The organism is Mycobacterium sp. Root135 (assembly GCF_001426545.1).
Lineage (GTDB): Bacteria > Actinomycetota > Actinomycetes > Mycobacteriales > Mycobacteriaceae > Mycobacterium.
In genome coordinates this window covers 33,572-59,016 of sequence record NZ_LMEZ01000004.1, presented here as the reverse complement: position 1 = coordinate 59,016, position 25,445 = coordinate 33,572, and the positions used below count along the sequence as shown (strand labels likewise).

Genomic DNA, 25,445 nt, shown 5'->3' with positions numbered 1-25,445 from the left:
GTGGTCCCGTTGGTCGGACCCTACCCGCGGATAGGGTCCGCAACGCGCAAACTCGCCCCTGAGGCGCTACAGAGTATCGGTTAGTGGGAGGTCGACTCCAGGTCGACCGGAGCCTTCGTGAACGTGAACTGGTTGACGTCGGCCTGCCCCAGCTTGAACAGCCGGGCGCATCCCGTCAGGTAGTGCATGTAGCGGTCGTACACCTCTTGGGACTGCAGCGCGATCGCCTCGTCGCGGTGCGCCTCGAGCGCCTCGGCCCAGAGATCCAGCGTCCGCGCATAGTGCGGCTGCAGCGACTGGGTCCTGGTGAGCGTGAAGCCGGCCTCGGCCGCGAGCTCGCCGACCATCTCGGTCTTGCACAGCTGCCCACCGGGGAAGATCTCGGTCATGATGAACTTGATGAAGCGGACGAGCTCCATCGTCAGCGGGACGCCGTTGGCCCTGGCGTACTCCATGGACACCCCGCAAATGGTGTGCAGCATCATCACGCCGTCGTCGGGCAGCACCCGGTAGGCCATCTTGAAGAACTCGCCGTAGCGGTCGAAGCCGAAGTGCTCGAAGGCCCCGACGGACACGATCCGGTCGACGGGCTCGTCGAACTGCTCCCAGCCGTTGAGCAGCACCCGCTTGGACCGCGGGCTCGACGAGTCGGCGAACAGCTTCTCGACGTGAGCGTGTTGGTTCTCGCTCAACGTGAGGCCGACGACGTTGACGTCGTACTTCTCGATGGCGCGCATCATCGTCGCGCCCCAGCCGCAGCCGATGTCGAGCAACGTCATCCCCGGTTGGAGGCCGAGCTTGCCCAACGACAAGTCGATCTTCGCGAGCTGCGCCTCTTCGAGCGTCATGTCGTCGCGCTCGAAGTAGGCACAGCTGTAGGTATGCGTGTCGTCGAGGAACAACCGGTAGAAGTCGTCGGACAGGTCATAGTGCGACTGCACGTCGTCGAAGTGGGGAACGAGGTCGGCCATGAGATGGATCCGCCTTCCGGGTGATGGGACGCGAAACCAGGTGGTCGAGGGGAGTCGAACTTCCGCGATTGGGGGAGTTACTTTTCGAGCGTGAACTGACAGACGTCGATGTAGCCCTCGTGGAAGCCCTTGGCGCAGCCGGTGAGGTAGTGCATGTACCGGTCGTACACCTCTTCGGACTGGATGGCGATGGCCTCGTCCTTGTGTGCTTCCAGCGCCGCCGACCAGGTGTCCAGCGTCCTGGCGTAGTGCTTCTGCAGGGACTGCGTCCTGGTCAGGTTGAAGCCGCCACGGGTGGCGAACTCCTGAGCCATCTCGGTGGTGGGCAGGTAGCCGCCCGGGAAGATCTCGGTGAGGATGAACTTCACGAACTTCGCGATGCCGATCGTCAGCGGCAGTCCGGCGGCGGTCATCTGCGGCAGCGTGAGCGCGGTGATGGTGTGCAGCAGCATCACGCCATCGTCGGGGAGCGCCTTGTGCGCCATCGTGAAGAAGTCGTCCCAGCGGTCCTTGCCGAAGTGCTCGAAGGCGCCGATCGACACGATGCGGTCGACGGGCTCGTCGAACTGCTCCCAGCCCTGCAGCAGCACGCGCTTGGTCCGCGGGCTCTCGTGCTTGGCGAAGACGTTCTCGACGTGGGCCTTCTGGTTCTCGCTGAGGGTGAGGCCGACGACGTTGACGTCGTACTTCTCCAAGGCCCGAAGCATCGTCGAACCCCAGCCGCAACCGACGTCGAGCAGGGTCATGCCCGGCTCGAGGCCCAACTTGCCCAGCGCCAGGTCGACCTTGGCGAGCTGAGCTTCCTCCAGCGACATGTCGTCGCGCTCGAAGTAGGCACAGCTGTAGGTCTGAGTGGGGTCGAGGAAGAGACTGAAGAATTCGTCCGACAGGTCGTAATGGGCCTGGACGTCCTCGAAGTGCGGCTTGAGGCCACCCTTCTTGCGGGTAGTCGACATGGTGAAAAATGCCTCTCTTGGCTGATCAGTGGCTCGGGGATGTCGCCGATGACGTACCGAGCCGGCCGATGCGCTCAACACGGCACTCTACGCCGCCCTCCCGTGGGCAGCCGAATCGAGCGGGTGCCGGGCGATCGCGTCGTCCGCCCCGAATCAGGGAACTTCAGCAAACGTGGTCTTCAGCTCGCCGACGATGTCGTCCCACAGCGGTTCTGGCAGATCGTGGGCCATTCCGTCGAACAGTACGAATCGGGACCGGCGAATCGCCTTGGCGATCGCGCGCCCACCCGCCGGGCGCATCAGCTTGTCGGCCCGACCGTGGATCACCACCGTCGGCGCGGTGATCTGCTTGTCGTAGTGCAGCAGGCTGCCGCTGCCGAGGATGGCGCTGAACTGCCGTGCCACCCCGGCCGGGTAGTAGGAGCGGTCGTAGCTCTCCACGGCGTCGGCCGTGGCCCGATCCTCGGGCACGGGGTAGCCCGGGCTGCCGATGATCTTGCCGACCCGCACGGAGTTGGCGATCACGCCGTCGCGGGAGGTGTCCTTGGGGCGCGTCGTCACCGCGCGGAGTTGCTTGGGTCCGGGCGGGGGGAGCATCGCCTGGTTGTTGCTCGAGAAGATGACGGCCAGCGTCTTGGTGCGCTGTTGATACCGCGCGGCAAAGATCTGCGCGATCATCCCGCCCATCGACGCGCCGACGACGTGCGCCTTCTCGATCTGCAGGTGGTCCAGCAGCGCCGCGGCGTCGTCGGCCATGTGCTCCAACGTGTAGACCGCCGGATTGCGCAGGCCGAGCTGAGACCGCGCCATCCTGGGCAGCAGCTTCGCCCCAGTGTGGCCGCCCTCCACCTTGCTGGACAGGCCGACGTCGCGGTTGTCGTAGCGGATGACGCGCAGCCCCTGGTTGACCAGCAACTCGCAGAAACCCTTGCGCCAGAACACCAATTGCGCACCCAAGCCCATGATGAGCAGGACGGCGGGGTCGTTCACGTCGCCCATGTCCTCGTAGGCGATGTCGAGCTCACCCGACTTGGCGGTGCCGGCGCGGATGTCCACTAAGCGTCCAACTCGTCGGAGGTCTGACTCTCTTCGCGCAAGCGCTCATCGGTGTGCTCGCGGGACACCTCGACCATGAAGTTGGCGAAGTACCCCGTCAGCTGCGGGTCGGTCATCATCTGCCACTTCGGTGCCAGCAGCTTCATGTACCGCTCGACGTAGAGGAACTGCTTGCCGATCAGAACGAGCTCGCGCGGCAGCTTCACGTCATAGGCCTCGGCCAACGTCGAGAGCTGCTTGCCGATCTCGGCGTAGGACAGATCGCCGAGTGAGGTCATGGTGAGCGGAGTGGCAAATGCCTCAAGGTCTTTCGCGGCTGCGTCCCCCGGCGTCACGTTGCCGACGGCGCCCATCAGGACGACGATCTTGCCCGCCGCGGCATGGTCCTTCTTGACCAGCAGCGCGTACACCAACTCCCGCAACAGCCAACGGGTGCGGGGATCGATGCGGCCCATGATGCCGAAGTCGAAGAACACGATCTTGCCGTCGGGGTCGACGTAGAGGTTGCCCGCGTGCAGGTCGCCGTGGAACAAGCCGTGCCGAAGCCCGCCCTCGAACACGCTGAACAGCAACGCCTTCACCAGATCGGTGCCGTCGAACCCGGCCTTGCGGATGGCCGCGACGTCGTCGATGCGGACGCCCTGGATGCGCTCCATCGTCAGCACGCGCTCGCTCGTGAGATCCCAATAGACCTGCGGCACACGGATGTTCTTGCCCAGTGGGGAGGCGTGCATGTGCGCCACCCAGGCGTCCATGGACTGCGCTTCGAGCCGGAAGTCGAGTTCCTCGGCGAGGTTGTCGGCGAAGTCGGCCACGACGTCTTGCGCCGAGAGCCGTCGACCCAGCTTGGCCATCTCGACCAATTGCGCGCCGCGCTTGAGGATTTGGAGATCGGCTGCCACGCGCCTGCGGATGCCGGGCCGCTGAATCTTGACCACGACCTCCTCACCGGAGTGCAGCGTCGCGTAGTGCACCTGGGCGATGGACGCCGAGGCGAACGGCAGTTCGTCGAAGCTCTTGAACAGATTGGCGGGGTCGTCGCCGAGCTCTTCCTTGAACAGCTTGTGGACCTGCTCGGTGTTGGCCGGCGGCACCCGGTCGAGGAGGGTGCGGAACTCGCGGCTCATGCCCTCGCCGAACGCGCCGGGGCTCGAGGCGATGATCTGGCCGAACTTCACGTAGGTGGGGCCGAGGTCGGCGAACGTCTGCGGGATCTGCTTGACGATCTTCTGCTGGAGGGAGCCGCGGGCGGCGAGGTTCTTGACGACCCGCGCTCCGGTGCGGGCAATCTGCCATCCCGTCACTCCGACGCGGGCGGCCTCGACTGGTAACGGCACCCGATCCAGCCGGGCTACCTCGCGGTGCTTGGTGGTTGTCATACCTGCAGTGTCTCAAAGGTGCCGAGTGCGCGGAAATTTCGTGTGGTACGCGTCACAGCCGCCTCAGGCTTGCTGCGCCTCGGAATCCTCGGGCTCCGCCTCGGGATGCAACACCACCAGTCGCCCGCGGTGCGGCGTCGGGGGTGGCGGCGTCGCCCGGTTGATCCCCAGGACGTCGCCTATCTCGGTCCAGGTGGCGCCGGCACCGTGAGCGGCCTCGGCTGCAACCTGCACGGCGTACGCGGCGACCTCGAGCTCCGAGGCGGTGCTTTTCCGTCGCCACCGCGATTGCTTCTCAGGTTGCCGCCTGGCGCGTTCCAGCGCTGCCTGTGCCTCGGCGAGACGACTCATCTGATCGCTGTGAACGGTCACAGGCGGATCGACCGCGTCGTCAGCCTGACTGTGCCTACCCATTGAATTTGCCGCCCCCCGACTGGTGAAGATCATGATGTCAGGACGGGTCGCCCTAATCAAGCCGAAGGACGAGGTCAAGGCGTGTCATTAGGGAAGAAGTCGACGGACGATTGCATGTTTGGCAACGTTTTCGACCTGTGTTCGTGCGACACCGGACCTGTCGCGTTTATTCCCAGATTCGCTGGCAATAGCCTGCCGACTTGCGCCGGGGTTCCTTGAGAACTCTGTCGCAAGCCTGGTGGGCGCTACAGACTCCCAGCAACCACTCAACGGAGTGCAACCAACCGGCGAGGTTGGACGGCGAAGAACGACAAGGGGATTGAATTCACATGGCGCTGAAGCAGGTACACGGAATGCGCGTCAAGGCCGCTGCCGCAGCGGCGGGCGGGCTCGCCGTCGTGGCGATGGGCCTCATCGGCGTGATGACCAGCGGCGCCCCCGACGCGAGCGCATCCTCGGGAACGCCGGCGATGAACGTCGGCGCGACGACGACCATCACCACCCCCGGCGAGGACATGCCTGCGAAGGCGGTGCCCGTCGTCAAGGCTGCGCGCTACGGGAAGAGCTAGCGGCGTTCTCGACCACCGCGTCGACCACGGGCCGCCACACGGGCGCCGGCAGATCGTGGCCCATGCCGTCGACGACGATGAACCGCGCGCCCTTGATGGCGCGAGCGAGGTTGCGGCCGTTGCGAATTCGCATCATCGGATCGTGCGACCCGTGCACCACGACGGTCGGGGCGGTGATGCGGCGGGTGAAGCGCAGCAAGCTTCCGGTGCCGAGGATGGCGTCGAACTGCCGAAGGCCGCCCTGCTTGTAGTCGCTGCGCGCGGTCAAAGTCTCGACGCGATGCCGCAGCTGGTCGTCGGTCGGCAAGAAGTTGGGGCCGTTGATCACCGCGATGTTGCGCATCTCCACGGCGACCTTCGCGGCCCGTGGCGCGTCCTTGCCCGGCGCGTTGAGCGCCAGCCTCATCACCCGCCACGACGGCAGCGCCGACAACGGCTTGCCGGAACTGGTCATCAGCAGCGCGAGTGATCTGACCCGCTCGGGGTGCATGCCGGCCAGGATCTGCGCGATCATGCCGCCCATCGACGCACCGACTACGTGGGCGGCGTCGACCCCGAGGTGATCCAACAGGCCCTCGGCGTCCTGCGCCATGTCCACCAACGTGTACGGCACCGGGCTGGGCCGGCCCAGCAGATAGCGCCCGATCCGCGGCACCACCGAACCCTCGGCACGCTGACCGCTCATCTTCGTCGACAGCCCGACGTCGCGGTGATCGAATCTGATGACGCGGTATCCCCGTTTGACCAGCAGCTTGCAGAAACCGTCCGGCCACATCGGCAACTGCGCGCCGACGCCCATGATCAGCAGGACAGCCGGTGCGGTGCGAGGGCCGATGTCCTCGTAGTACAGCTCGACGGGAGCGGAGGGATCTCCGCAGATCGCTCGTCCTCTCCGTGCGCGCATCGTTCATTTCTACCGGGAACGCACAACGGGACTCGACGCCGCAGACGACGTCGAGTCCCGCTGGGTGCTGACTAGCGCTTATCCGGTGCCGGGGATCGGCGGGGTGCACACGCCGCCGGCGCAGGCCTGCGTGCCGTTGGGGCCGGCACCCGCACTGGCGCCTGGGACGGCCGCCGTCGCCCCGCCCGGGCCGGCACCCGCGCCGCCGCCGGGAACGGTTGCCGACGCGCCACCGGGGCCCGCACCTGCGCCGGTGTCTGCGCCGGGAACGCTGGCCGACGCGCCACCTTCACCCGCACCCGCGCCAGGAGCGCCCGACTCCGTGCCCGACGGCGCCGGCGCCATCGTGGACTCCGACGGAGCCGTGGTCATGGTCGTGGTGGTCGTCGTCTCCGTGCTGGTGCTGGTGGATTCGGAGGTGCTGCTCGAATCGGAACCGCTGCCGCTGTCACCGCAGGCCACGGTGAGCGTGCCCACCGCGAATGCCGCGGCGATGCCTGTCGCGACTCGGAAACGAACGGATCTGCGATCGGAGATCATGTGTGGTCTCGATTCTGTGTAGATGACTTCTCCCCAATGAGGACCTGAGGGGCTGTTACCCGCCCAGGCCGCAAATCAATCGAGATCGTTCGAGTTTGCCGGTGTGAACGGCTTGAGCCAGTCGGTCTCCGGCCACCCTTCGAGGCCTGCCAACAGCTCATACATCGTCGCTCCGTCGATGCTCTCCCTGATGACGTCGCCCTGACCGGCGTGCCGGGCCAACTCCTCGATCATGTGGAACACGACCCACCGCACCGACCACGCGTCGACGTCCTTGGGAAACCACGGCGCATCGCGCGGTACGGGCACCGCGGCGTCCAAGTCGGCCGTCTCGACGATGCGCAACGTCTCTGCGCTCTGCGTCGTGAACGCCTCGAGCAGCGACGCCAGCGTTTCGTCCGGCCGCATCGTGAATTCGTCGGCGTACTCCGCCTGGCGCTCCTCCATCGGGCGCTCGTCGGCCGGTGGCGGTTCGGGTGCAGCGGTGACACGCGCCATCCAACTGCGCTGACAGCCGGTGGCGTGCTTGACGAGCGCGCCGACCGACAGGGCGCTGACCGACGGCGTCGACCGCGCCTGGTCGTCGGTCAAGCCGAACGCCATCGCATGAAACGCGTACTGCTGCTGAAACAGGTAATCGCGCAACGCTTGACGTTCGTCGGCAACGGGACCGGGCATGGCGGGCATGGTCAGTTCTCCTTCGTGGTGGTGTGGGCGTACAGGTCTCGGAGTAGCGCAATCTCGGCGCCGTGGTGGATGACTTCGCGGTTGATGTGCAGGATCAGGTCGAGCATCGGACGGTCGGCCCATGGGCCTTCGGCGGGGCCGATCGGCGACTCGAGCTCGGCGGTCGTCACGGTGCGCACACCGGCGATCCAGTTGGCGTACGCGGCGTCGAGTTGGCTCAGTGCGTCCGCCGCGGTGGTCGCGTAGCTCCACGTCTCGTAGTCCGCGGGCGGCCCGCCGAAGTGGGAGTGAGCCCGAACCGCGAGGACGCCGACGATGACGTGAGCCAGCCGCCACGCGATGGTGGTGACGGGCTCGGGTTGCGGCGGCGGGTAGGCGAAGTCGACGGTGCCGTCCGGGTGCACGGTCCAGCAGTCGGGCACCGGCTGCCAGAAGTACTCCTCGTCGGTGAGTCCGTCGAACCGGGGGCGGAGCTGGTGTTCCCAGTGCCAGTCGAGTTGCTCGGAGAGCTGGGCTGTGAGGTTCATGCCGTTTACTCTCGCAGCCCCATAGGACTGTTTCAGTCCTAAGAGAACCGTCCGTTCAGGACTGTGGTCGGACGCGGATGCGCGTACCGACCAGAGCGACGGTCAATTCGGCGATGGACCGCGGATCCTGCAGCCGTTCACCGTAGGCATCGCGGAGTTGGCGAAGCCGGTAGCGCACCGTGGAGGGCGACACGTAGAGGTCGGCGGCGATCTCCTCTCGGCGACCGTGATGCACCAGCCACGAGCGCAGGGTGTCGGCGAGCCGCTCGCGAGCGGAGTCGCCAAGGCCATTCAGCGGTGCGAGCGCGCGCGCCCGGAGATCGGTCAACGCCTCGCCGTCGGCCCCGAGCACCAGCTCCATCAGGAGTTCGTCGGTGTCGAGCACCCCGGCCGGGTCCGTCGGCGCGAACTCGGTTGCGTGCAGGACGCGGTACACCGAGGACTTCACCCGCATCCACGCACGGGCGGGTCCCACCACCGCGCCCGAGTCGGCGATCGACTCGAGGAACGGGCCCCGGGCCTTCCCTCCGACGTTGGACACCAACAGGATTCGCATCCCACGCGGTAGCTCGACGGCGTCGTCGGGTACCTCCAAGGTCTGCGGGTCGGCCGTGAGAACTCCGCGGCTTTCGTGGTGACGACGGTGAACGGCGACCGCGGTCAGCGTCGCAGGAGGGGGCCACGACGCCTCGTCGGCGGCCAAGCGCAGGTCGTCGGCGGACGCGTCGCGCAGAAGGGCACGCACCAAGCGCTCCCGGTGTCGCTCGCGCGCCAACCCCAGTCGCGACAGTTCGTCGGCGTGACCCGCCACCCCCGCCGCCGAGATCCGGTCCAGGTAGGCAAACGACGTCTCGGCGAACACGCTGACCTCGTCGCTGCCGACGCCGTCGCGGACGGCCAAGGCGGACCAATCGCGCCAGATCTCCCGGACTCCGACGCGGTAGGCCGCGAGCTGCACTTCGGTGGGTCGCCCCTGGCGGGCCTCACGTCGGCCAAAGTGGTAGGCGGTGTTCAACACTTCCTGCATCGACACGTCCTGTACCGACGCTGCCGTCAACGACGCGGGATCCGCCGCCCCGCGCAGCTGCTCGATCAACGCGGTCAACAACTGATCCGCCGACGCGTAGATCACCGGTCGCCACGACTCGTCCGCGGCCAGCGCGAAGGCCGGAACTTCGTCGATCACCGCTCCGACCATGCGGTCCGTCAGCGCGGGCAGTCCAGCCCTCATCGCCTCCAACGTCCGTGCTGGCAACTTCGGCATGCTCGTCGGCGAAGGCGCAACGTTCGACATGGCCGTGATGATAGGACCGCATTGTCCGGAGCGGACAGTCTCGACCGGAATGTTGGCCCGCTCGAGGCGAGAAACTGGCCGCAGAAGTCGTCATGCTGGTCCCATGACCGCACCACCAACGACCACCCAGATCGGCCGCGACGAATTCGCCCTGCGTCTGCTCAAGGGTTCGGCGAAGAAGTCCTACGAGCCGATCGTCGACATCGACTGGGACGCGCCGCTTGCCGAGGACCGGTACTTCCTACCGCCGGAGATGGTGAGCCTCTACGGCACGCCCATGTGGGACGGGATGGACGACGGCCAACGCGTGGACTTGTCGCGGCAGGAATTCGCCAACTACATCTCCATGGGAATCTGGTTCGAGAACATGCTCAACCAGTCTCTGTTGCGGGCGATGATGCACTCCTCGCCGACGTCGCACGGCACGTTCTACGAGTTGACCGAACTCGGCGACGAAGCCCGCCACATGCTGATGTTCGGCAAGGCCATCGAGCGCGTGGGCGTCGAGCCCTTCTGGCCAGGCAAGCGTGGCGCCCGCAGGGTCAACACGATGGCGATGATCTTCCGAGGCCCGATGCTGTGGGTCGGCGCGCTCGTCGGCGAGGAGATCTTCGACGCACTGCAACGCCAAATCCTCGACGGCGGAGACGATTTGCAGCCGCTGGTTCAGCGCGTGATGCGCATCCACGTCACCGAGGAAGCCCGCCACATCCAGTTCGCCCGCGACGGCATCCGCCGAGACGTCGGCGAGCTGTCCGCACCGACCCGCTGGGCCGTCGCCAACCTGCACGGTTTGGGGGCGTCGCTCTACTTCGGGCACTTCACCCGCCGTGCCCTGTACGACCGCATCGGCCTCGACGGCCGGGAGGCGCAGCGTCAAGCCCGCGCCAACCCGCACTTCCACGCAGCCCTGCGCGCCGGGTTCGCGCCGTTGGCCGCCTTCCTCGACGAGGTCGGCCTCATGGGTCCCCTCGCGCGGCGCAGGTGGACGAAGTACAAGTTCCTGTGACTGCACACGACGACGGCGTCTACGCCGGCCCGGCGAGTCTGGTGGTCGACGACCAACGCCATCCGGTCCGCATTCGCCTCACCGGACACCTGAACGCGTTCGACGGCCACTACCACTGGCAGGGCACCGTGCACGACGCACCGGCGGAGGTCAAGGCCGGTCGGGCGGTCGTGCTGTGCATCGGCGATCGGGATGCCCCCGCGCGACTACTCGAGCACACCGCCGCTGGAGACCTGATGATCAGCGGTACGGGGTGCCCACCGTTCTGGCCCTGAGGGAAACGCTGCCGACGGCGTCGGCCAGGCGCGAGATCTCGTCGAGGTTGTCGGTGCCGGGGATGAAGACGATCTCGTCGACGTCGAGCTGTGTGTATTGGTCGATCAGCTCTCTGACCGTGGAGCGCGACGTGCAGACGACGACACTGCTGGCGATGTGGTCGGGCGCCACCTGGTAGAAGTGCCTCACGTTCGCCAAGCCGACCTCGGTGTCGGCCAGGGAGAAGTAGGCCAGCACAACCAGTTTGGGCTTGCCGGGGCGGTCCGCTTCGCGCCAGGCGCGCTTCGCCTCCGCAAAGGCGGGTGCCGTCATGCTCAGCGGAAGCGCACCGCCGATGTAACCGTCGCCCCAACGCACCATGCGGGGCATGGTCCTTGCGGAGTATCCGCCGATCAGCACGGGAACTTGTCGGGTGCCAACGGGCACAACGGGATTCGATCCCGCTGCGCTCCACGACTCGCGATAGGTGTCGAGGTCTGATTCCAATCGTCGGCCGCGTCCGGCGAGCCCCAGTCCTGGCGCGACGAACTCTTCGTCGCGGGAGCCCACGCCGACGCCCAAGGTGAGTCGGCCGCCAGAAACGCCGTCGATCCCGGCGATCTCCTTGGCCAGCAACGCGGCGGGCCACGTCGGGGCGAGCAGAACTGCAGTCAGTAGTTTGATCGTCGTCGTCGCTCCCGCGGCGGCGGCAAGCGCGACGGTGTCCATGACCCCGGGGTACGCGAACCGCCCGAGGGTGGCGAGCGTCGAGAACCCTGCACGCTCGGCGTCCGCGGCCCAGCGGGGAATGACGGACGCGTCGACGTTGCGAACCTGGTTGGGAAGTCCGATGCCGATGTCCACGAGCACGTCCTGTTCACGTTCGGTGGGTGGATTCGCGGGCGCGGCGCTTCACTGCCGGCGTCACGCATGACAGCATGTTGTCATGACGGACTATAGCGCCACACGACAGCATGCTGTCAAGTCTGGCGACCCGGCGTGCGTGGCCTTCGCCGAACTCATCGACGAAATCGGCAAGCTGGCGACCGTCATCGAGGCCATCGGCAACGGGCTCGCACGGCCGAGCGGTCAAAGCCTGGCGCGCTGGCAGGTTCTCGCCGCGGTCGACGCCCAGCCGGCTCCTGTCTCGGGCATCGCCGAACGCCTCGGGCACAGCCGCCAAAGCGTGCAGCGCATCGCCGACCTCCTCGTCGAGGACGGACTGGGTCTCTACCGTCCCAATCCGGCGCACAGACGGGCCAAGATGCTCGAGATCACGCCCGCGGGACTCACGGCACTGCATCGGATGCGGGCGTTGTTCGATCAGCTCGCCGAGCGGACGAGCGCAGGTCTGGAACCCGAGCACCTCGACCGCGCCCGCGACACCCTCGACGAACTCCGTCAACGTCTGGAGGCGGAGTTGCCAGGTCTCCCCAAGAGTTGAGCAACCGCGCGTTGGGGCGCGTCAGTGGTCGAGTCGAGCGGTCACGGCGCCCACTTCGCGAACGACGTCCATGACGATGGCCTCGAACGAGCGCTGTTCGCCCTCGGCGATCCAGTGCGCAAACGCGATGCCGAAGGCCATGACGGCGATCTGGGCCGCCACCTCGGCCGTCATGTCTGCGACGCCGCGGTCCCGTAGGGCACCGCCGAGGGCCTGGCCGAGCCCGACGAGCTTGAGTGCCTCCCGTTCCTGGAGCGCGGGATTGGCGTCGATGACGGACTGGCGCAGACGAGAGTGCGGCCGGCGCTCGTCGTCGAAAAACCCCGAGGACGACCGTAATGCGCTGACCGCCAAGTCGATTGGCGACGCATCGGGGGACGCGTCGTCCAGTCCGGCCAGGAAGGCGTCGGTCAGGGCCTGCTGGCCGTGGAAGAGCACCTCACGCTTGTCGGCGAAGTGGCGGAAGAACGTGCGCTCCGTGAGACCGACGGCCTGGGCGATCTCGGTGGCCGTCGTCTGCTCGTAGCCGCGGGCGGCGAACAGCTGGAGGGCGGCGTCCTGGAGCCGCTCGCGAGTTCCCGGCTCCCACCTGACCATGGGAGCAGTGTAGTGATGACAGGAACTGACTTCGCGTGTACGGTCGACTATGTCAGCAACTGACATCAACTGAGGAGAGTTCATCGTGCACGTCTTCATCACCGGAGCTTCGGGTTGGATCGGTAGTGCCGTCGTCGACGAACTGCTGGCAACTGGCCACGCCGTCAGCGGACTGGCCCGCTCCGACGCGTCCGCCGCCGCTCTCGAGGCCAAGGGGGCCGGCGTTCGCCGCGGCGACCTCGACGATCCGGACGCCATTCGAGCCGGGGCGCAGGAGGCCGACGCCGTCATCCACCTCGCCAACAAGCACGACTGGTCGGACATGGCGGGAACCAACGCTGCCGAGCGCGCCACCACACAGACCATCGGAGACGCACTCGTCGACACCGGCAAGCCGTTCCTCCTGGCGTCGGGGCTCGCCGGTCTGACCGACGGGCGGGCGGCGACCGAGGACGACGCGTCCCCGTTCCGCGGACCCGAGGCGCCGCGCGGGGGGAGCGAGAACCTTCTGCTCGACTTCGCCGACCGCGGAGTGCGATCGGTGGCGCTGCGCTTCTCGCCCACCACGCATGGCACCGGCGACCACGGTTTCATCGCCACCCTGTGCCAGGTCGCCCGCGACCGAGGCGTGTCCGGATACCCGGGCGAGGGCCACAACCGCTGGGCCGCAGTGCACGTCGCCGACGCCGCGCGCATGGTGGTGCTCGGCCTGGAGAAGGCACCCGCCGGCTCACGGCTGCACGCCGTCGGCGAAGAGGGAATCCCCACCCGGGTGATCGCCGAAGCGATCGGTCGCGCGTTCGACGTGCCCGTCGCGGCCATCCCTGCCGACAGTGTCCAGGAGCACTTTGGCTGGATCGGCGGATTCTTCGGCTATGACATGGCCGGCAGTAGTGCTGCGACGCAACGACTCCTGGGTTGGACCCCCACTGGACCCACTCTGGTCGACGACATCGACGGCGGTGCGTACGGGCGGGCGTCGTGACGACTGCCGCTGTTGCCCGGTTCGAACATCTGCACCTGGAGACGCAGCGCCATCGCTTCGCACTCGCTGGCGCCGGAAGCTGACGCGCGCATCGCGGTGCGGCCACCTTCGCCGACGACTCACGGCGCCGGTCCGGGCGGGGACCCACTCTCGAAGTCTCTATCACCGGCGATATCACTGCCCGAGTGATATCGCCGGTGATACCGAGTTCCAGACCGGGTGATGCCCGACCCCCGGGAAAGAGCAGTCGACGACGACGTAGTTCGTCGCGGGTGACCACGTGCAGCCATGCCATCGCGGGCGATTTACCATTCACTCGGTTCGGGGGTGGGGCAGCCATGGTGAGTGAGCGTGACGGGGTTCGAAGTCGGGCTTGCGGGTCGCGGGTGCTCGCCGGTGTCGCGGTGCTGCTCGCAGTGGCCTTCGTGGTCGCGCCCGTCGGGTTGGCAGGCGGCGGCCACGGCGGTGGCTTCTTCGGCAGTGCCGATTTGTCGAGTTCGGTCGCCGACGACTTCGTCGCGTTCTGGCGCTCGGGTGGACAGGCGCTTCCGGCGGGGATGAACGACCTCGTGCGGTACTGGCTCCGATATCACGTCGCGAAGGCCGCCTTGGCGGCTCTGTTGTCGATCGTGCTGGCGGCGTTGGCGACTCGGCTGTGGCGGCGACGCTCGGCTGGCGTAGCGGCAGCAACAGCCACCGTGGGCGCTTTCGGGGCTGCACTGTTGCTGATGGCCAACGTGCAGGGAGCGGTCGCTCCGTTGTCGTCGGTGCTCACGCTGCTGCCGTCGGCGGCCGACGATCCCGCCGTTGGACTGGTGAAAGCTCAAGTAGTGCAACAACTGCAAGCTCGCGGTACTCCTCGCCCCGCACTTGCGCACCTGATCAGTGATTTCGGCACCTACCATGCCGTCTTGGCGGTGTCGGCCGTCGTGCTGGCGTGTGTCACTTTGGTGGTCAGCGTCGTCGCCGGGCGGTCGTTCATGACGACCGCACGCCGCACGATGGGCCTGACGAGTGCGGTGTTCGCGATCGTCGGGATCTGTGTATTCATTCTGGCCGCGGCCAACATTGGCAGCGCCATCGACCCTGCCGACGCCCTGCTGCTGTTCTACGCCGAGTAGCGGGACGGTCGCGGTGACGTCGCCGGTCGTGTCGGACCTCCCCGCCACGATCAGTGCCATGAAGAATTACACCTACCGGGCACACTGGTCGATGGAGTCGGGCGACTACGTCGGCGTCTGCCTCGAGTTTCCGCTCGAGGAAACGCACGCCCCGACCGCACTCGAGGCAATGGCAAGGATCACGGAGAGAGTCACCGTCATCCTCGAGGAGTGCGAGAGGGACGACGCGGATCCGCCGCCGTCGCTCACCGACCGGCACTACAGCGGCAACTTCATCGTCCGCACCTCGTCGATGCTGCACGCGCGGCTGATGGTCGAATCGGCCGAGCAGGGCGTCTCACTCAACCACTGGGTGGTCCAGAAGCTGGCGGACCGTGGACCGGTCGCCACCACCGACCCGTTCTTCTGAGCGTGGTCAGCCCCGGACCTCGTTGAGGTAGTTGTAGATCGTGTAGCGGGTGACGTCCAGCTGACCCGCGACGTGGTCGACCGAATCCCGGATCAGGAAGAAGCCGGCTTCGTCGAGCTCGCGGACGACCGCGGCCTTGTGGTGCTTCTTCATCTCGGGGGTTTGGACGCCGACCTTCGCGATGGCGCGGTCCACCAAGAACCGCTGCAGGCTGTCGACGTCGGGCGGGAAGGACTCCTCACGCTGCGGCACCTCGACCGAGACCGCCTCGGGCTCAACACTGTTCACGCACAGGCAACCGATCGCGAGTCCGTCGGCGTCCCGCAGAAACAGGGTGGACGATCGGATCGGACGACCGTCGGGACTGTTGGTCCGGTAATTGATGAGGTCCTGGGTGGTCCCTCGACGGATCAATCCCAGCAGCAGGTCGGTCATCGGACCACCGACCGTGCGGTGCGTCAGATCGCCGGCGATCGCGGCAATCGAATCCGGCAACCGGGACAGGTCGTGCAACAGCACCTCGTTGCCGGGACCCAGCATCGCCGCAAGGCCGTGGACCGCCGGCACCAGTGACGCGAGCAGGTCGTGGGTGGCACCACTGGCGGTGACGGGAGCCGGCGTGGGATCCGGCCGCCTCGGCTGGGTCAGCGTGAGCAGCGCAGCGCCAAGGCGTTCGACGGTCTCCGCCGTGGTGGTGACGTGGGGCGAGAGTCGAATGTGTTCGGGCCGAACGGTTGTCGCGATACCCGCCGCGGTCAACGCGGCGCCAATTTGCTCGGGGGGATGCTCCGGCATGGTGAACGCCAGAATGCCCGCGCGCCGCTCACGGGCGGAGACGATCTGCGCGCCCCGAGACAGGAGCACCTCTTCGAGCTCCGCCACCCGGGCGGCGACGTGCGCGGCGATGACGTCGACGCCGGTCTCCTCGACCAGCTCCAGCGCCGCCGCGAAGGCACCGGAGGTCACCGGGCTCAGATTGGAGATCGACCAAGCCGCCGCGGTGGTCTCGGCGGGGTGGATCTCGTCGTCGAACAGACCGGGATCGCGCGCACCCGTCCAGCCCGACAGCACCGGGTCCATCCGCTCGAGCGCGCGGTCCGAGAGCACGGCGAATCCCGTTCCCCACCCGGCCCGCAACCACTTCTGGCCGCCGACCACCAAGATGTCGGCCACTTCCCACGGCGCCTCGATCACGCCGAAACCCTGGATGCCGTCGACGACCAGAATGCGGTCACCGACGACCTCGCGGAGCGCGGCGAGGTCGGCCCGGTAGCCGGTGCGGTAGTCGACGGCGCTGACCGAGACGATGGTGATCTCGTCGGTGAGGGCCTCGGCGATCCGGTCGGCGGTGACGTAACCGCCGGGCAGCCGCCGGACCGTCAGCCGGCCCGCCTGTTCGGCCCTGGCCCACGGGTACGTGTTGGCCGGGAACTCGGCGGCCGACACCAGCACGGTGCCCCCCGCCGCGTTGAACGCGGCCTGCAGCAGCCCGAGGCTGGTGTGCGGCTGCAGCACGACGTGGTCGACGTCGCTGTGGCACAACCGCGCCGCCGCCGCCTTCGCGCGGGTCTCCTCGCGCATCAACTCGTCGACGGTGGCCGGCCCGGCGTGCGTCGCCTTCTCCAACAGCCGGGCGGTGGTGTCCAGAACGGCGTGCGACGGCGGTCCGAAGCGCGCGAAGTCGAGGTAGCCCGCCGGCTCGGAGAACTGCATGCGGTAGCGCGGCGAGATCGGCGTCATGCGAGCACCCGCGCCAGGAACTGGCGTGTGCGTTCGTGTTCGGGGGATTTGAGGATGCGCTCGGGCGGGCCGGTTTCGACGACCGCGCCGTCGGCCATGAAGACGACTTCGTCGGCCGCCTCTGCGGCAAAGGCGATTTCGTGGGTGACGACGACCATCGTCATCCCCTCGGCGGCCAGGGAGTTCATCACGGCCAGCACCTCGCCGACGAGCTCGGGATCCAAGGCGGAGGTCGGCTCGTCGAACAGCATGAGCTTTGGCTTCATCGCCAGGGACCGGGCGATCGCGACGCGCTGCTGCTGACCGCCGGACAGCTGCGCCGGGTAGGCGTCGCCGCGTTGACCGAGGCCAACCCGGTCGAGCAGTTCGAGGCCTTCCTTGCGGGCGACGTCGGGCGCGGTGCCCAGCACCCGGATCGGGCCCTCGATCACGTTCTCCAGTGCGGTGCGGTGGCCGAACAGGTTGAACCGCTGGAACACCATGCCGATGTTGCGCCGCTGCTTGGCGACGTCACGCTCCCGAAGCTCGTGGAGCTTGCCGTTGCGCAGTCGGAACCCGATCGGCTCGCCGTCCACCCACACCTCGCCCTCGTCGACGGTCTCGAGGTGGTTGAGGCAGCGCAGGAAGGTGCTCTTGCCCGCGCCCGACGGACCGAGCAGGCACACCACCTGGCCGCGGTGCACCTCCATGTCGACGCCGCGTAGAACTTCGGTGTGGCCGTAGCTCTTTCGGACGCCGACGGCACGCAGCAGTGGCTCAGACACGGGCGCCTCTCGTCAACGGGATGGCTCGCAGCGCCTTCGCGGCCTGCGCGGCGACGCTACGCTCGGCGGAACCGAAGGTGCGCTCCAGGTAGTGCTGCCCGACGCCGGCGATCGTCACCACCACCATGTACCAGATGGCCGCGGCGAACAGTGTTTCCATGACCAGCAGGTTGTGCGAGGAGATGTTGTTCGACGCGTGCAGCAGCTCGGTCACGCCGATCACCGACGCGATCGAGGTGCCCTTCAGCATGTCGATGAAGTCGTTGCCCGTCGGCGGGATGATGACCCGCATGGCCTGGGGGAGCACCACCCGTCGCAGCGTCAGCCCCGGCGACATGCCGATCGACTTGGCGGCCTCGGTCTGTCCGCCGTCGACGCTGTTCAACCCGGCCCGCACGATCTCGGCCATGTAGGCGCTCTCGTTGAGGGCCAAGCCGAGTAGCGCGGCGGTGAACGCGCTGACGAGGACGTTGGTGGGCTCGTTGAGCAGATATCCGCCGAAGGGCAACGGAATGGAGATGGTCGGAATGACCAGCGCCAAGTTGTACCAAATGAGGATTTGCAGCAGGACGGGCAGACCGCGGAACAGCCAGATGTATCCCGTCGCAAACCATTTCGCGACGGGATTGGCGCTGCGTCGCATCAGGGCGATGACGATCCCGATCACGATGGCGACCGTCTGCGCGATGACCGCGAGCAGCACGGTGTTCAACAACCCGACGAGCATCACGCGATAGATCACGAAGTCGGGCACCGACGCCCACTTGATCCGAGCCTGCGACAGGACGACGAATGCTGCGACGAGCAGCGCCAGGATGACGACCGCGCTCACCCATCGGCCCCAGTGGCGGAGCCGGACGATCTCCAGCGGCTCCCGGGGAGCCTCGGCGACCTCAGGCGCCATTGATCGCGGATTCCTTCAGCGCGCCTTGCTCGACACCCCAGCTCTGCAGGATCTTGAGATACGTGCCATCGGTGATCAGCTCGCCCAGCGCCTTGTTCACCGAGTCACGAAGGGCGACATCGTCCTTGGCGAAACCGATGCCATAGGGACCGCCGTCGATCGGCTCACCGGGGACCACCTCGAAAATGCTGCCGTCACCCGCGGTGCGCGAGATGTACGCGGCGCTGGGGAGGTCGTTGAGGATCGCGGCGACCCGGCCGGTACGGAGCTGGTTCTGGTTCTGGGTGTCGCTGTCGGTGGCGGTCACGTTCACGGCGGGCTTGCCCTCCTTGACGCACTTGTCGCTCTGGGCGGCCGCGAAGGTCTGGTGGCTGGTGCCCTGAACGACGGCAACGTTCTTGCCGCACAACGCGTCTGCGCCGGTGATGCCCTCCGGGTTGCCCTTCTGCACCATGATGGTGATGCCGGAGGAGAAGTAGTCGACGAAGTCGATCTGCTGCTGGCGTTCCTTGGTGTCGTTCATCCCGGCCATCGTCATGTCGATGCGCCCGGACTGCAGGCTGGTGATCAACGAGCCGAAAGCCATGTCCTGGTAGGCAGTCTGGACACCGATCTTCTTGGCGATGGCCTTGGCCAAATCCACCTCGAAGCCGATGGGCGTCTTGCCGTCCTCGGCGTAGAAGTTGTTGGGCGCCGACTGGACGTTGGAGCCGACGTTGATGGTCTTGGACTGGGCGACCGCGGGAGGCAGTCCTGCGGCGAGGGCCTCGTCCGGCGTGATGGCCGCGATGAGGTCGGCATTGTCGGGGATCGCCGACTGCTTGTCGCTGGCGGCGGGCGATTCCGCGGTGTCGCCGCCGACACCGTTGCCGCAGGCGGTGACGCCCACGGCGAGGACTCCGACGAGCAGCAGGGAGAACCGGGTACGGACCGGCAGCGGTGAACGCATCATGACCTCCAAGGTGTGATGCGGGCGACGTTACAACATTTTGTTGAAGTCGTCTCTACAAACTGTTGAAGAAGTCTGAAGGCTGGCGACCGTGCCCGCGAGCAGGCCAAGGGTGTCCGCCGAGGGCGACCTGGGAGCGGTGGTGACGATGCACACCGACTGGCCGGTGGCACGGGCGACGACGAGATTGTGTTGGGTGACGGTCAGCGGACCCACCGCCGGGTGCTGCAGGTGGTAGGAGTCCGCCTCGCAGGGCTTGACTCGATGGTCACGCCACAACGTGACGAATTGTGGACTCTTCATGGACAATTCGCCGATCAGGGCCGCCAGGGCGGGGTCGTCGGGATGGCGGCCGGCGACGAGGCGGAGGTTGCCGACGACGGCGCGCGCCTTGCGCTGCCAGTCGACGTACAGGTCGCGGGTGTGGCCGTCGAGGAACAGCATGCGCGCCAGATTGGGCCGCTCCGCGGGGCGGTTCACTGCGTGGGGGTCCAGGTGACCCGCCAGGAGGGCATGTGCCAGCGGGTTCCACGCCAGGACGTCGAGCCGCAGACCCACCACCAAGGCGGGCAGATCGGACAGGGAATCGAGGAGGTCGCGGGTCAGCGGGTCGACCCGTTCGGTGACGGGTCGGCTCGGCCGCGCGGGCCGGGCCTGCGCCAGCGTGCGCAGGTGCTGCTGTTCGTGGTCGTCGAGGCCCAGCGCCCTGGCGATCGCATCCAGGACCGCATCGGAGGCGTTCACCGACTGGCCCTGCTCGAGACGGGTGTAATAGGACACGCTCACTCCGGCCAGCTGGGCCAGTTCTTCGCGGCGCAACCCGGCGACCCGGCGTCGCCCGCCCACCCAGGTGAGTCCGACCTCGTGTGGATCCACCTGAGCCCGCCGGGCCCGAAGGAACTCCCCGAGGCTGGTGTGGGTCATCCCTCCACTATGCGCCGAGGTGTCGCGGTCTGCCTGACCCTCTCAGTGGTAGGCACGACCGGGGCTGGTTGCCCCGTCGAAAGCGCCCGACGCTGGAACCCATGAACGACATCGTGTTGGGTGACGTCTCGGTCACCCGGGTCATGGAGTACTTCGGATCCGTCGAGCTGACGCCGGTCACCTTCTTCCCCGACAGCCGCCCCGAATCCTGGAAATCCAGCGACGATTGGCTGATTCCCGACTTCTACGACCCCGGCTCGGGGATGGTCGTCGCCGCCCTTCAGACGTGGGTCCTGCGCAGCGCGGGCGCGACGATCCTCGTCGACACCGGCGCCGGGAATTCGAAGCACCGTCCCGGCACCAGGTGGGACCACCTCGACACCGACTTCCTTGGCAACTTGGCGCGCGCAGGAGTCCACCCCGACGACGTCGACGTCGTGGTCAACACCCATCTGCACGACGACCACGTCGGGTGGAACACGACCCTCGACGACGGGCACTGGGTACCGACCTTCCCGAACGCCAGGTACCTGATGCCCCGGGCCGACTTCGAGTTCTGGAATCCCGCCAACGGCAACAGCTCTCGACTAGGCGTCGCCAGCCACGTCGTCTTCGAGGACAGCGTTGCGCCGGTGCACCAGGCCGGGCTGGTCGACTTGTGGGACACCTACCTCGACGTCGACGAGAACCTGCGACTCGAGCTCGCCCCCGGTCACACCCCTGGGTCGTCGCTGCTCACCCTCCAATCCGGCACGGACCGGGCGGTTTTCGTGGGCGACCTGTTGCACACCCCGCTGCAGCTGGGTGAACCGGACGTCAACAGTTGCTTCTGCGAAGACCCCGCCCAGGCCCGGACCACCCGTCGTCGTGTCCTCGGCCGCGCCGCCGACACCCACACCCTGGTGTTCCCGGCCCATTTCGGTGGTCACGGAGCGGCCGAGGTTCGCCATCGAGGCGACGGCTTCGCGGTCACGCAGTGGGCCGACTTCGCGAAGGCGACCCGTGGCTGAACCGGTCGTCGACACCACATCCGGGCCCGTGCGCGGAGCGAGCACGGCCGCAGGGGTGGTCTTCCTCGGCATCCCGTACGCCGCCCCACCGGCGGGTGCCGCCCGATTCGCCGGGCCCACAACGCATCCGGGCTGGACGGAGGTGCGCGACGCCACCAGTCCCGGTCCGGCCGCACCGCAGAAGGCTCGCACCGGATTCGGTGCGTTGAACATGGCCCCGTACTTCGGGACCCTGCGGACGGGCGAAACCGACTATCTCCGCGTCAACGTGTGGGCACCGAGAGACGCCACCCGACTGCCGGTGATGGTCTTCGTGCACGGTGGCGGATTCGTCTCTGGCGGCACCCGGTCACCGCTGTACGACGGGGCTGCCTTCGCCCGCGACGGTGTGGTGCTGGTGACGGTCACCTACCGGCTCGGCGTCGTCGGCTTCCTGGACGTCCCCGGAGCGCCACCCAACCGCGGACTGCTCGACGTGCAGGCCGCGTTGCAGTGGGTGCAGACCAACATCGCCGCCTTCGGAGGTGACCCCGACAACGTGACCCTGTTCGGGCAATCGGCGGGGGCCACCCTCGTCGGCGCGCTTCTCGCCACACCCGGCGCAGGAACGCTGTTTCACAGGGCAATCATGCAGAGCGGCAACGGAACCGGTGCATTCGATCCCGAACAGGCAGCTCGGGTCACCCGTCGGGCGGGCGTCGTCCTCGGCGCGGCGCCCACCCCCGCCGCGCTCGAGGCGCTGTCCGACGAAGCACTCGTCGAGCTGGGAGCCCAGCTGGCCGGCACCGACCTGCGCACGACCCGGCGATTCGATCCGCTCGTCGGGCTCAGCCCCTTCAGCGTGGTGTTGGAGCACCAGCCCGCCGACTCCGTCGCGTCCGGAGAGGGGGCGCAGGTCCCCCTCCTGATCGGTGTGAATGCCGACGAGGGCAACCTCTACCTGGCGCCGCAGGGTGACCTCGACGGCTCCTCCGAGAGTGGCGTGCGCGAACTGGCGGGCCGAAGTCACGCGAACCCCGACGTGGTGGTCGCCGAACTGCGCACCCGCCAACCTCGGTGGTCGTGGGGTCAGATGCGGTCCGCGCTGCTCGGCGACGCCCTGTTCGGCGCGGGCACGCGACGTCTCGTCGACGGGCACCGATCATGGTCGGCGTCCCCGCTGCACGAGTACCGATTCGATTGGCGCTCAGGGGCTCTCGGCGGTCGACTGGGTGCCGCTCACACCGTCGAGTTGCCGTTCGTCTTCGACTGCCTGGCCGAACCCACGCTTGGCGGACCGGTCGGCCTGCTCGGCCCGCAGACGCCGCCGCAATCACTGGCGACGGAGATGCACCAGGCCTGGGTTCGGTACGCGACCACCGGCAACCCCGGGTGGGCGCAGGCATCCCGCCACACGTTCGGCGGGTGAGTCAATCCGCGGCGCCGCACGCTGGGAGTCAACGGGTGCGTTGAAGGTCGGGTCCCGGCGTCCGCCGATCGTGCGGGTGACCGCCTGCGAATCGGCAGCGGCGGTGGGCGTCGGCCAATTAGAGTCGACCGGGCGGCGACACGATTGGGGTGATGTCGGTGGACGAACTGCCTGGGCGGTTGCAACACGTCGGACGCGACCGGGAACTGCCGAGTCGTGAAGACCTCCCGTCGATCTTCGACGAGCTCGACTACCAGATGGCGTGTCAGGCGTACCTCTGGGCGTTGCCCCTGGTGGCCTCTGCGCAGTGGCAGAAGGTGTCCGTCGAGATATTCGGGGCGACGGCTTCGGACCTCGTGGTGTACCGCACGTACCGCGACCGACTCGGCATCATCACCGCCAACGCCACCACGCCGTACATCCTCAGCTTCGTCGACCTGGGCGCGACCGGGCCGCTGGTGATCGAACTTCCCGCCGGTCCCACGGCCGGTGGAATTTCCGACTTCTGGCAACGGGAAATCGCCACCCTGGGCGAGATGGGCCCCGAGAAGGGCGCGGGCGGTAAACATCTCGTCCTTCCTCCCGGTGCCGAGGAGCCCGAGGACTCCGATGGATTCACGCGACACCGTGCGACCGGAATGAACATCCTGTTCGGCTTTCGCGCCCTCGATACGGACGCCGACCGAGCCCAGGCGCTCGTCGAGAACGTGAGGATCTACCCCCTTGCCGACCGACAGAACCCGCCGCCTACCCGACTGCTCTCGCCCGGTGGGCGTCCATGGTCGGGAGACCAACCCCGGGGAATGCAGTACTGGGAACTGTTGCACGACGTCTACCAACGCGAGATCGTCGACGAACGCGACCGGTTCTACCTCGCGATGCTCGCCGCACTCGGCATCGAGAAGGACAAGGCCTTCGACCCCGACGAGCGGCTCACCCGGATCCTCACCGCAGCCGCGGCCGACGCAGAACTGATGGCCCAGGCCAACACCTTCGCCAAACGCTTCCCAGGCTCTGCCTACTGGCCCGACCGCCGGTGGGATCTGGTTCTGGCCGTTGACGACTCGAGTCAGCGAGCGGTGCACTACGACCAGCTCCTCGAACGTGCCTCCTGGTTCTACGAAGCCTTCAGCTTCTCCTCCGCCATGAAGAGCCAAACTCCCGGGGTGGGACAGGCATACCTGAGCTGCTACACCGACCGTGACGGCCACTGGCTGGACGGCGGCCGGGAGTACACCTTGCACATCCCGCCCGATCCGCCGGCCAAGTTGTTCTGGTCGATCACGGTGTATTCAGCCGACACCCGCTGCCTGGTCGACAACCCCCAGCAGCGCGGCGACCGCGGATCGCGCAACGCGGACGTCGTCGACAACGACGACGGATCGGTCGACTTGTACTTCGGACCCAACGCGCCGGAAGGCCGTGAATCCAATTGGATACAAACGCTTCCCGATCAGCACTGGTTCGCCTACTTCCGCCTCTACGGACCGCTCGAGCCGTACTTCGACCGCAGCTGGCGACTCGACGACATCGCCGCCAGCGGCTAGGCGGAGTCATAGGACGATAACGGTCCTAAGACTGGGGCAGACTTGGGTCGTGTCCGAAACGACGAGCCGCGTGCTGCAACTGCTCGGCCTGCTGCAGTCGCGCCGGGTGTGGGGCGGCGAAGAACTCGCCGAACGCCTCGGGGTGACGGGGCGAAGCGTGCGCCGCGACGTCGAACGTCTGCGCGACCTGGGCTATCCCGTGCACGCCAGCAAGGGCCACGGCGGCGGCTACCAGCTGGGCGCGGGTGCGGCCCTGCCGCCACTGCTGCTCGACCCCGAGGAGGCCGTCGCCATGGCCGTCTGCCTGCGGGTGGCCGCGGGCGGGAGTGTGGCAGGCGTCGGTGAGTCCGCGCTGCGGGCGTTGTCCAAACTCGACCAGGTCATGCCGTCGCGGCTGCGCGCGCAGGTCGCGGCGATTCACGACGCGACCACCACGTTGGCCCCCGGCCAGACCGACGAGCTCGTCGACCCCGACGTCCTCATGACCTTGGCGCGCGCCACCCGCGACCACGAACACGTCGCCGCCGGATACGTCGACCGCGGTGGGACGACGACCGACCGCCGCCTCGAGCCGTATCAACTGGTCACGACGGGCAGGCGCTGGTACCTGCTGTGCTTCGACCGCGACCGCGACGACTGGCGCAGCTTGCGCCTGGACCGGATGTCCGACGTCACGGCGCGCGGCACCACGTTCCGGCCGCGGAAGGCGCCCGACGCGGCTCAATACGTGCGGCGCGCGATCACCGCGTCCCCGTACCGCTACGTCGCGCGGGTGCGGTACTTCGCGTCGAAGGAAATGGTGGCCCAGTGCTTTTCGGATGCCTCGGCCGAGATCGAGGCGGACGGTCCCGACGCGTGCATCATGACTGCGGGCGCCGACGACCCCGAGCGGATGGTGCCGTGGCTGGCGATGCCCGGCGTCGACTTCGAGGTGCTGGAGCCGCCCGAGGTGGTCGCCGCGGTGCGCACGGTGGCCGAACGCCTGTCGCGGGCAGCCCCCTGACCCCCGTCCCGCCGAACGTGTACTTCTGCCACGCCTGCGACGCTGCCGCCGTGGCAGAAGTACACACTCGCGGCGTGGT

The 25,445-nt window shown here is 67.6% G+C and carries 28 protein-coding genes; 12 read left to right on the top strand and 16 right to left on the bottom strand.

Annotated elements, in window-relative coordinates; translation table 11 throughout:
- Positions 1-80: 80 nt before the first annotated feature.
- The 5 genes from ASD37_RS08115 to ASD37_RS08095 form a co-directional block, all read right to left on the bottom strand.
- Entirely contained in the window at positions 81-971 is an 891-nt protein-coding gene (locus ASD37_RS08115) for a cyclopropane mycolic acid synthase family methyltransferase (protein WP_056550448.1), read from the bottom strand.
- A gap of 77 nt (positions 972-1,048) precedes the next feature.
- Positions 1,049-1,927 carry a cyclopropane mycolic acid synthase family methyltransferase gene (locus tag ASD37_RS08110; protein WP_056550446.1) on the bottom strand — a complete coding sequence of 293 codons (879 nt, stop codon included), beginning with the start codon at positions 1,925-1,927 and terminating at the stop codon, positions 1,049-1,051.
- Positions 1,928-2,080: 153 nt separating this feature from the next.
- Positions 2,081-2,983 (bottom strand): alpha/beta fold hydrolase, encoded by a 903-nt coding sequence (locus tag ASD37_RS08105; protein ID WP_056550444.1) that lies wholly within the window; start codon positions 2,981-2,983, stop codon positions 2,081-2,083.
- Positions 2,983-4,362: an AarF/ABC1/UbiB kinase family protein gene (locus ASD37_RS08100; protein WP_056550442.1), complete on the bottom strand. Its 1,380-nt coding sequence runs from the start codon at positions 4,360-4,362 to the stop codon at positions 2,983-2,985. The genes ASD37_RS08105 and ASD37_RS08100 overlap by 1 nt, the downstream gene beginning before the upstream one ends.
- 63 nt (positions 4,363-4,425) lie before the next feature.
- Complete coding sequence (locus ASD37_RS08095; protein ID WP_056550441.1) at positions 4,426-4,734, bottom strand: hypothetical protein; 309 nt, start codon at positions 4,732-4,734, stop codon at positions 4,426-4,428.
- 371 nt (positions 4,735-5,105) lie between these two features.
- Here ASD37_RS08095 and ASD37_RS08090 point away from each other — a divergent pair, with 371 nt between their 5' ends.
- Positions 5,106-5,345, top strand: a complete 240-nt coding sequence (locus tag ASD37_RS08090; RefSeq protein ID WP_056550440.1) for a hypothetical protein — start codon at positions 5,106-5,108, stop codon at positions 5,343-5,345.
- Here the strand turns inward: ASD37_RS08090 and ASD37_RS08085 are convergent.
- Positions 5,317-6,249, bottom strand: a complete 933-nt coding sequence (locus ASD37_RS08085) for an alpha/beta fold hydrolase (RefSeq protein ID WP_056550439.1) — start codon at positions 6,247-6,249, stop codon at positions 5,317-5,319. The two genes, ASD37_RS08090 and ASD37_RS08085, sit on opposite strands and share 29 nt — an antisense overlap.
- A 64-nt stretch (positions 6,250-6,313) precedes the next feature.
- Here ASD37_RS08085 and ASD37_RS31365 point away from each other — a divergent pair, with 64 nt between their 5' ends.
- On the top strand, positions 6,314-6,811 hold the full coding sequence (locus ASD37_RS31365; RefSeq protein WP_156720789.1) for a hypothetical protein: 498 nt from the start codon (positions 6,314-6,316) through the stop codon (positions 6,809-6,811).
- Between the two features lie 53 nt (positions 6,812-6,864).
- Here the strand turns inward: ASD37_RS31365 and ASD37_RS08070 are convergent, their stop codons facing one another.
- The 3 genes from ASD37_RS08070 to ASD37_RS08060 are packed head-to-tail and all read right to left on the bottom strand — an operon-like array spanning position 6,865 to position 9,297.
- A complete protein-coding gene (locus ASD37_RS08070; RefSeq protein WP_056550436.1) occupies positions 6,865-7,476 on the bottom strand; it encodes a DinB family protein in 612 nt (203 codons plus the stop codon).
- A 2-nt stretch (positions 7,477-7,478) separates the two neighbouring features.
- The gene (locus ASD37_RS08065) at positions 7,479-8,003 is read right to left on the bottom strand and encodes a DinB family protein (RefSeq protein ID WP_056550435.1); all 525 of its coding nucleotides are present in this window, start codon (positions 8,001-8,003) and stop codon (positions 7,479-7,481) included.
- Positions 8,004-8,058: 55 nt separating this feature from the next.
- Positions 8,059-9,297: a CdaR family transcriptional regulator gene (locus ASD37_RS08060; RefSeq protein WP_082570027.1), complete on the bottom strand. Its 1,239-nt coding sequence runs from the start codon at positions 9,295-9,297 to the stop codon at positions 8,059-8,061.
- Between the two features lie 103 nt (positions 9,298-9,400).
- On the opposite strand from ASD37_RS08060, the gene ASD37_RS08055 reads away from it, so the two are divergent.
- Both ASD37_RS08055 and ASD37_RS08050 read left to right on the top strand, forming a co-directional pair.
- Entirely contained in the window at positions 9,401-10,306 is a 906-nt protein-coding gene (locus ASD37_RS08055; RefSeq protein WP_056550431.1) for a diiron oxygenase, read from the top strand.
- A complete protein-coding gene (locus tag ASD37_RS08050) occupies positions 10,303-10,581 on the top strand; it encodes a DUF4873 domain-containing protein (RefSeq protein ID WP_056550429.1) in 279 nt (92 codons plus the stop codon). The genes ASD37_RS08055 and ASD37_RS08050 overlap by 4 nt, the downstream gene beginning before the upstream one ends.
- On the opposite strand, the gene ASD37_RS08045 is transcribed toward ASD37_RS08050, so the two are convergent.
- Complete coding sequence (locus tag ASD37_RS08045) at positions 10,547-11,431, bottom strand: LLM class flavin-dependent oxidoreductase (protein ID WP_235568013.1); 885 nt, start codon at positions 11,429-11,431, stop codon at positions 10,547-10,549. The two genes, ASD37_RS08050 and ASD37_RS08045, sit on opposite strands and share 35 nt — an antisense overlap.
- Positions 11,432-11,507: 76 nt before the next feature.
- Between ASD37_RS08045 and ASD37_RS08040 the strand changes: the two genes are divergently transcribed.
- On the top strand, positions 11,508-12,005 hold the full coding sequence (locus tag ASD37_RS08040) for a MarR family winged helix-turn-helix transcriptional regulator (RefSeq protein ID WP_056550424.1): 498 nt from the start codon (positions 11,508-11,510) through the stop codon (positions 12,003-12,005).
- 21 nt (positions 12,006-12,026) lie between these two features.
- Here ASD37_RS08040 and ASD37_RS08035 read toward each other — a convergent pair whose 3' ends face one another.
- On the bottom strand, positions 12,027-12,602 hold the full coding sequence (locus ASD37_RS08035) for a TetR/AcrR family transcriptional regulator (protein WP_056550421.1): 576 nt from the start codon (positions 12,600-12,602) through the stop codon (positions 12,027-12,029).
- 85 nt (positions 12,603-12,687) lie between these two features.
- On the opposite strand from ASD37_RS08035, the gene ASD37_RS08030 reads away from it, so the two are divergent.
- From ASD37_RS08030 to ASD37_RS08020, 3 genes are all read left to right on the top strand, one after another.
- Positions 12,688-13,587, top strand: a complete 900-nt coding sequence (locus tag ASD37_RS08030) for an SDR family oxidoreductase (RefSeq protein ID WP_056550419.1) — start codon at positions 12,688-12,690, stop codon at positions 13,585-13,587.
- 338 nt (positions 13,588-13,925) lie between these two features.
- Positions 13,926-14,708: a hypothetical protein gene (locus tag ASD37_RS08025; protein ID WP_156720788.1), complete on the top strand. Its 783-nt coding sequence runs from the start codon at positions 13,926-13,928 to the stop codon at positions 14,706-14,708.
- 58 nt (positions 14,709-14,766) lie between these two features.
- Positions 14,767-15,117 carry a type II toxin-antitoxin system HicB family antitoxin gene (locus ASD37_RS08020; protein ID WP_056550985.1) on the top strand — a complete coding sequence of 117 codons (351 nt, stop codon included), beginning with the start codon at positions 14,767-14,769 and terminating at the stop codon, positions 15,115-15,117.
- Positions 15,118-15,123: 6 nt separating this feature from the next.
- On the opposite strand, the gene ASD37_RS08015 is transcribed toward ASD37_RS08020, so the two are convergent.
- Genes ASD37_RS08015 through ASD37_RS07995 form a run of 5 tightly spaced genes read right to left on the bottom strand, consistent with a single transcriptional unit; the run spans position 15,124 to position 20,398 of the window.
- Positions 15,124-16,857 (bottom strand): aminotransferase class V-fold PLP-dependent enzyme, encoded by a 1,734-nt coding sequence (locus tag ASD37_RS08015; RefSeq protein ID WP_056550415.1) that lies wholly within the window; start codon positions 16,855-16,857, stop codon positions 15,124-15,126.
- Positions 16,854-17,621: an amino acid ABC transporter ATP-binding protein gene (locus ASD37_RS08010; RefSeq protein ID WP_056550410.1), complete on the bottom strand. Its 768-nt coding sequence runs from the start codon at positions 17,619-17,621 to the stop codon at positions 16,854-16,856. Before ASD37_RS08010 ends, ASD37_RS08015 begins: the two co-directional genes overlap by 4 nt.
- Positions 17,614-18,525 carry an amino acid ABC transporter permease gene (locus tag ASD37_RS08005; RefSeq protein ID WP_056550408.1) on the bottom strand — a complete coding sequence of 304 codons (912 nt, stop codon included), beginning with the start codon at positions 18,523-18,525 and terminating at the stop codon, positions 17,614-17,616. Before ASD37_RS08005 ends, ASD37_RS08010 begins: the two co-directional genes overlap by 8 nt.
- Positions 18,515-19,477: an ABC transporter substrate-binding protein gene (locus tag ASD37_RS08000; RefSeq protein ID WP_056550406.1), complete on the bottom strand. Its 963-nt coding sequence runs from the start codon at positions 19,475-19,477 to the stop codon at positions 18,515-18,517. The genes ASD37_RS08005 and ASD37_RS08000 overlap by 11 nt, the downstream gene beginning before the upstream one ends.
- A gap of 27 nt (positions 19,478-19,504) precedes the next feature.
- On the bottom strand, positions 19,505-20,398 hold the full coding sequence (locus ASD37_RS07995; protein WP_056550405.1) for a helix-turn-helix transcriptional regulator: 894 nt from the start codon (positions 20,396-20,398) through the stop codon (positions 19,505-19,507).
- A gap of 101 nt (positions 20,399-20,499) precedes the next feature.
- Between ASD37_RS07995 and ASD37_RS07990 the strand changes: the two genes are divergently transcribed.
- The 4 genes from ASD37_RS07990 (at position 20,500) to ASD37_RS07975 (ending at position 25,366) form a co-directional block, all read left to right on the top strand.
- Entirely contained in the window at positions 20,500-21,408 is a 909-nt protein-coding gene (locus ASD37_RS07990) for an MBL fold metallo-hydrolase (protein ID WP_056550400.1), read from the top strand.
- Positions 21,401-22,816, top strand: a complete 1,416-nt coding sequence (locus tag ASD37_RS07985) for a carboxylesterase/lipase family protein (protein ID WP_056550399.1) — start codon at positions 21,401-21,403, stop codon at positions 22,814-22,816. The genes ASD37_RS07990 and ASD37_RS07985 overlap by 8 nt, the downstream gene beginning before the upstream one ends.
- A gap of 152 nt (positions 22,817-22,968) precedes the next feature.
- Positions 22,969-24,363 (top strand): DUF1254 domain-containing protein, encoded by a 1,395-nt coding sequence (locus ASD37_RS07980; RefSeq protein WP_056550396.1) that lies wholly within the window; start codon positions 22,969-22,971, stop codon positions 24,361-24,363.
- A gap of 49 nt (positions 24,364-24,412) precedes the next feature.
- Positions 24,413-25,366, top strand: coding sequence for a YafY family protein (locus tag ASD37_RS07975; RefSeq protein ID WP_056550393.1), 954 nt, complete (start codon positions 24,413-24,415; stop codon positions 25,364-25,366).
- Positions 25,367-25,445 lie beyond the last annotated feature (79 nt).

What these genes read in the sequence shown, in the direction of transcription:
- ASD37_RS08065 (WP_056550435.1), bottom strand. Translation starts at nt 8,003, where the DNA reads ATGAACCTCACAGCCCAGCTCTCCGAGCAACTCGACTGGCACTGGGAA.
- ASD37_RS08085 (WP_056550439.1), bottom strand. Translation starts at nt 6,249, where the DNA reads ATGCGCGCACGGAGAGGACGAGCGATCTGCGGAGATCCCTCCGCTCCC.
- ASD37_RS07995 (WP_056550405.1), bottom strand. Translation starts at nt 20,398, where the DNA reads ATGACCCACACCAGCCTCGGGGAGTTCCTTCGGGCCCGGCGGGCTCAG.
- ASD37_RS08025 (WP_156720788.1), top strand. Translation starts at nt 13,926, where the DNA reads ATGGTGAGTGAGCGTGACGGGGTTCGAAGTCGGGCTTGCGGGTCGCGG.
- ASD37_RS08035 (WP_056550421.1), bottom strand. Translation starts at nt 12,602, where the DNA reads ATGGTCAGGTGGGAGCCGGGAACTCGCGAGCGGCTCCAGGACGCCGCC.
- ASD37_RS08020 (WP_056550985.1), top strand. Translation starts at nt 14,767, where the DNA reads ATGAAGAATTACACCTACCGGGCACACTGGTCGATGGAGTCGGGCGAC.
- ASD37_RS07990 (WP_056550400.1), top strand. Translation starts at nt 20,500, where the DNA reads ATGAACGACATCGTGTTGGGTGACGTCTCGGTCACCCGGGTCATGGAG.
- ASD37_RS08060 (WP_082570027.1), bottom strand. Translation starts at nt 9,297, where the DNA reads ATGTCGAACGTTGCGCCTTCGCCGACGAGCATGCCGAAGTTGCCAGCA.
- ASD37_RS08100 (WP_056550442.1), bottom strand. Translation starts at nt 4,362, where the DNA reads ATGACAACCACCAAGCACCGCGAGGTAGCCCGGCTGGATCGGGTGCCG.
- ASD37_RS08090 (WP_056550440.1), top strand. Translation starts at nt 5,106, where the DNA reads ATGGCGCTGAAGCAGGTACACGGAATGCGCGTCAAGGCCGCTGCCGCA.
- ASD37_RS08055 (WP_056550431.1), top strand. Translation starts at nt 9,401, where the DNA reads ATGACCGCACCACCAACGACCACCCAGATCGGCCGCGACGAATTCGCC.
- ASD37_RS07980 (WP_056550396.1), top strand. Translation starts at nt 22,969, where the DNA reads ATGTCGGTGGACGAACTGCCTGGGCGGTTGCAACACGTCGGACGCGAC.
- ASD37_RS08000 (WP_056550406.1), bottom strand. Translation starts at nt 19,477, where the DNA reads ATGATGCGTTCACCGCTGCCGGTCCGTACCCGGTTCTCCCTGCTGCTC.
- ASD37_RS08070 (WP_056550436.1), bottom strand. Translation starts at nt 7,476, where the DNA reads ATGCCCGCCATGCCCGGTCCCGTTGCCGACGAACGTCAAGCGTTGCGC.
- ASD37_RS08115 (WP_056550448.1), bottom strand. Translation starts at nt 971, where the DNA reads ATGGCCGACCTCGTTCCCCACTTCGACGACGTGCAGTCGCACTATGAC.
- ASD37_RS08005 (WP_056550408.1), bottom strand. Translation starts at nt 18,525, where the DNA reads ATGGCGCCTGAGGTCGCCGAGGCTCCCCGGGAGCCGCTGGAGATCGTC.
- ASD37_RS08015 (WP_056550415.1), bottom strand. Translation starts at nt 16,857, where the DNA reads ATGACGCCGATCTCGCCGCGCTACCGCATGCAGTTCTCCGAGCCGGCG.
- ASD37_RS08110 (WP_056550446.1), bottom strand. Translation starts at nt 1,927, where the DNA reads ATGTCGACTACCCGCAAGAAGGGTGGCCTCAAGCCGCACTTCGAGGAC.
- ASD37_RS08040 (WP_056550424.1), top strand. Translation starts at nt 11,508, where the DNA reads ATGACGGACTATAGCGCCACACGACAGCATGCTGTCAAGTCTGGCGAC.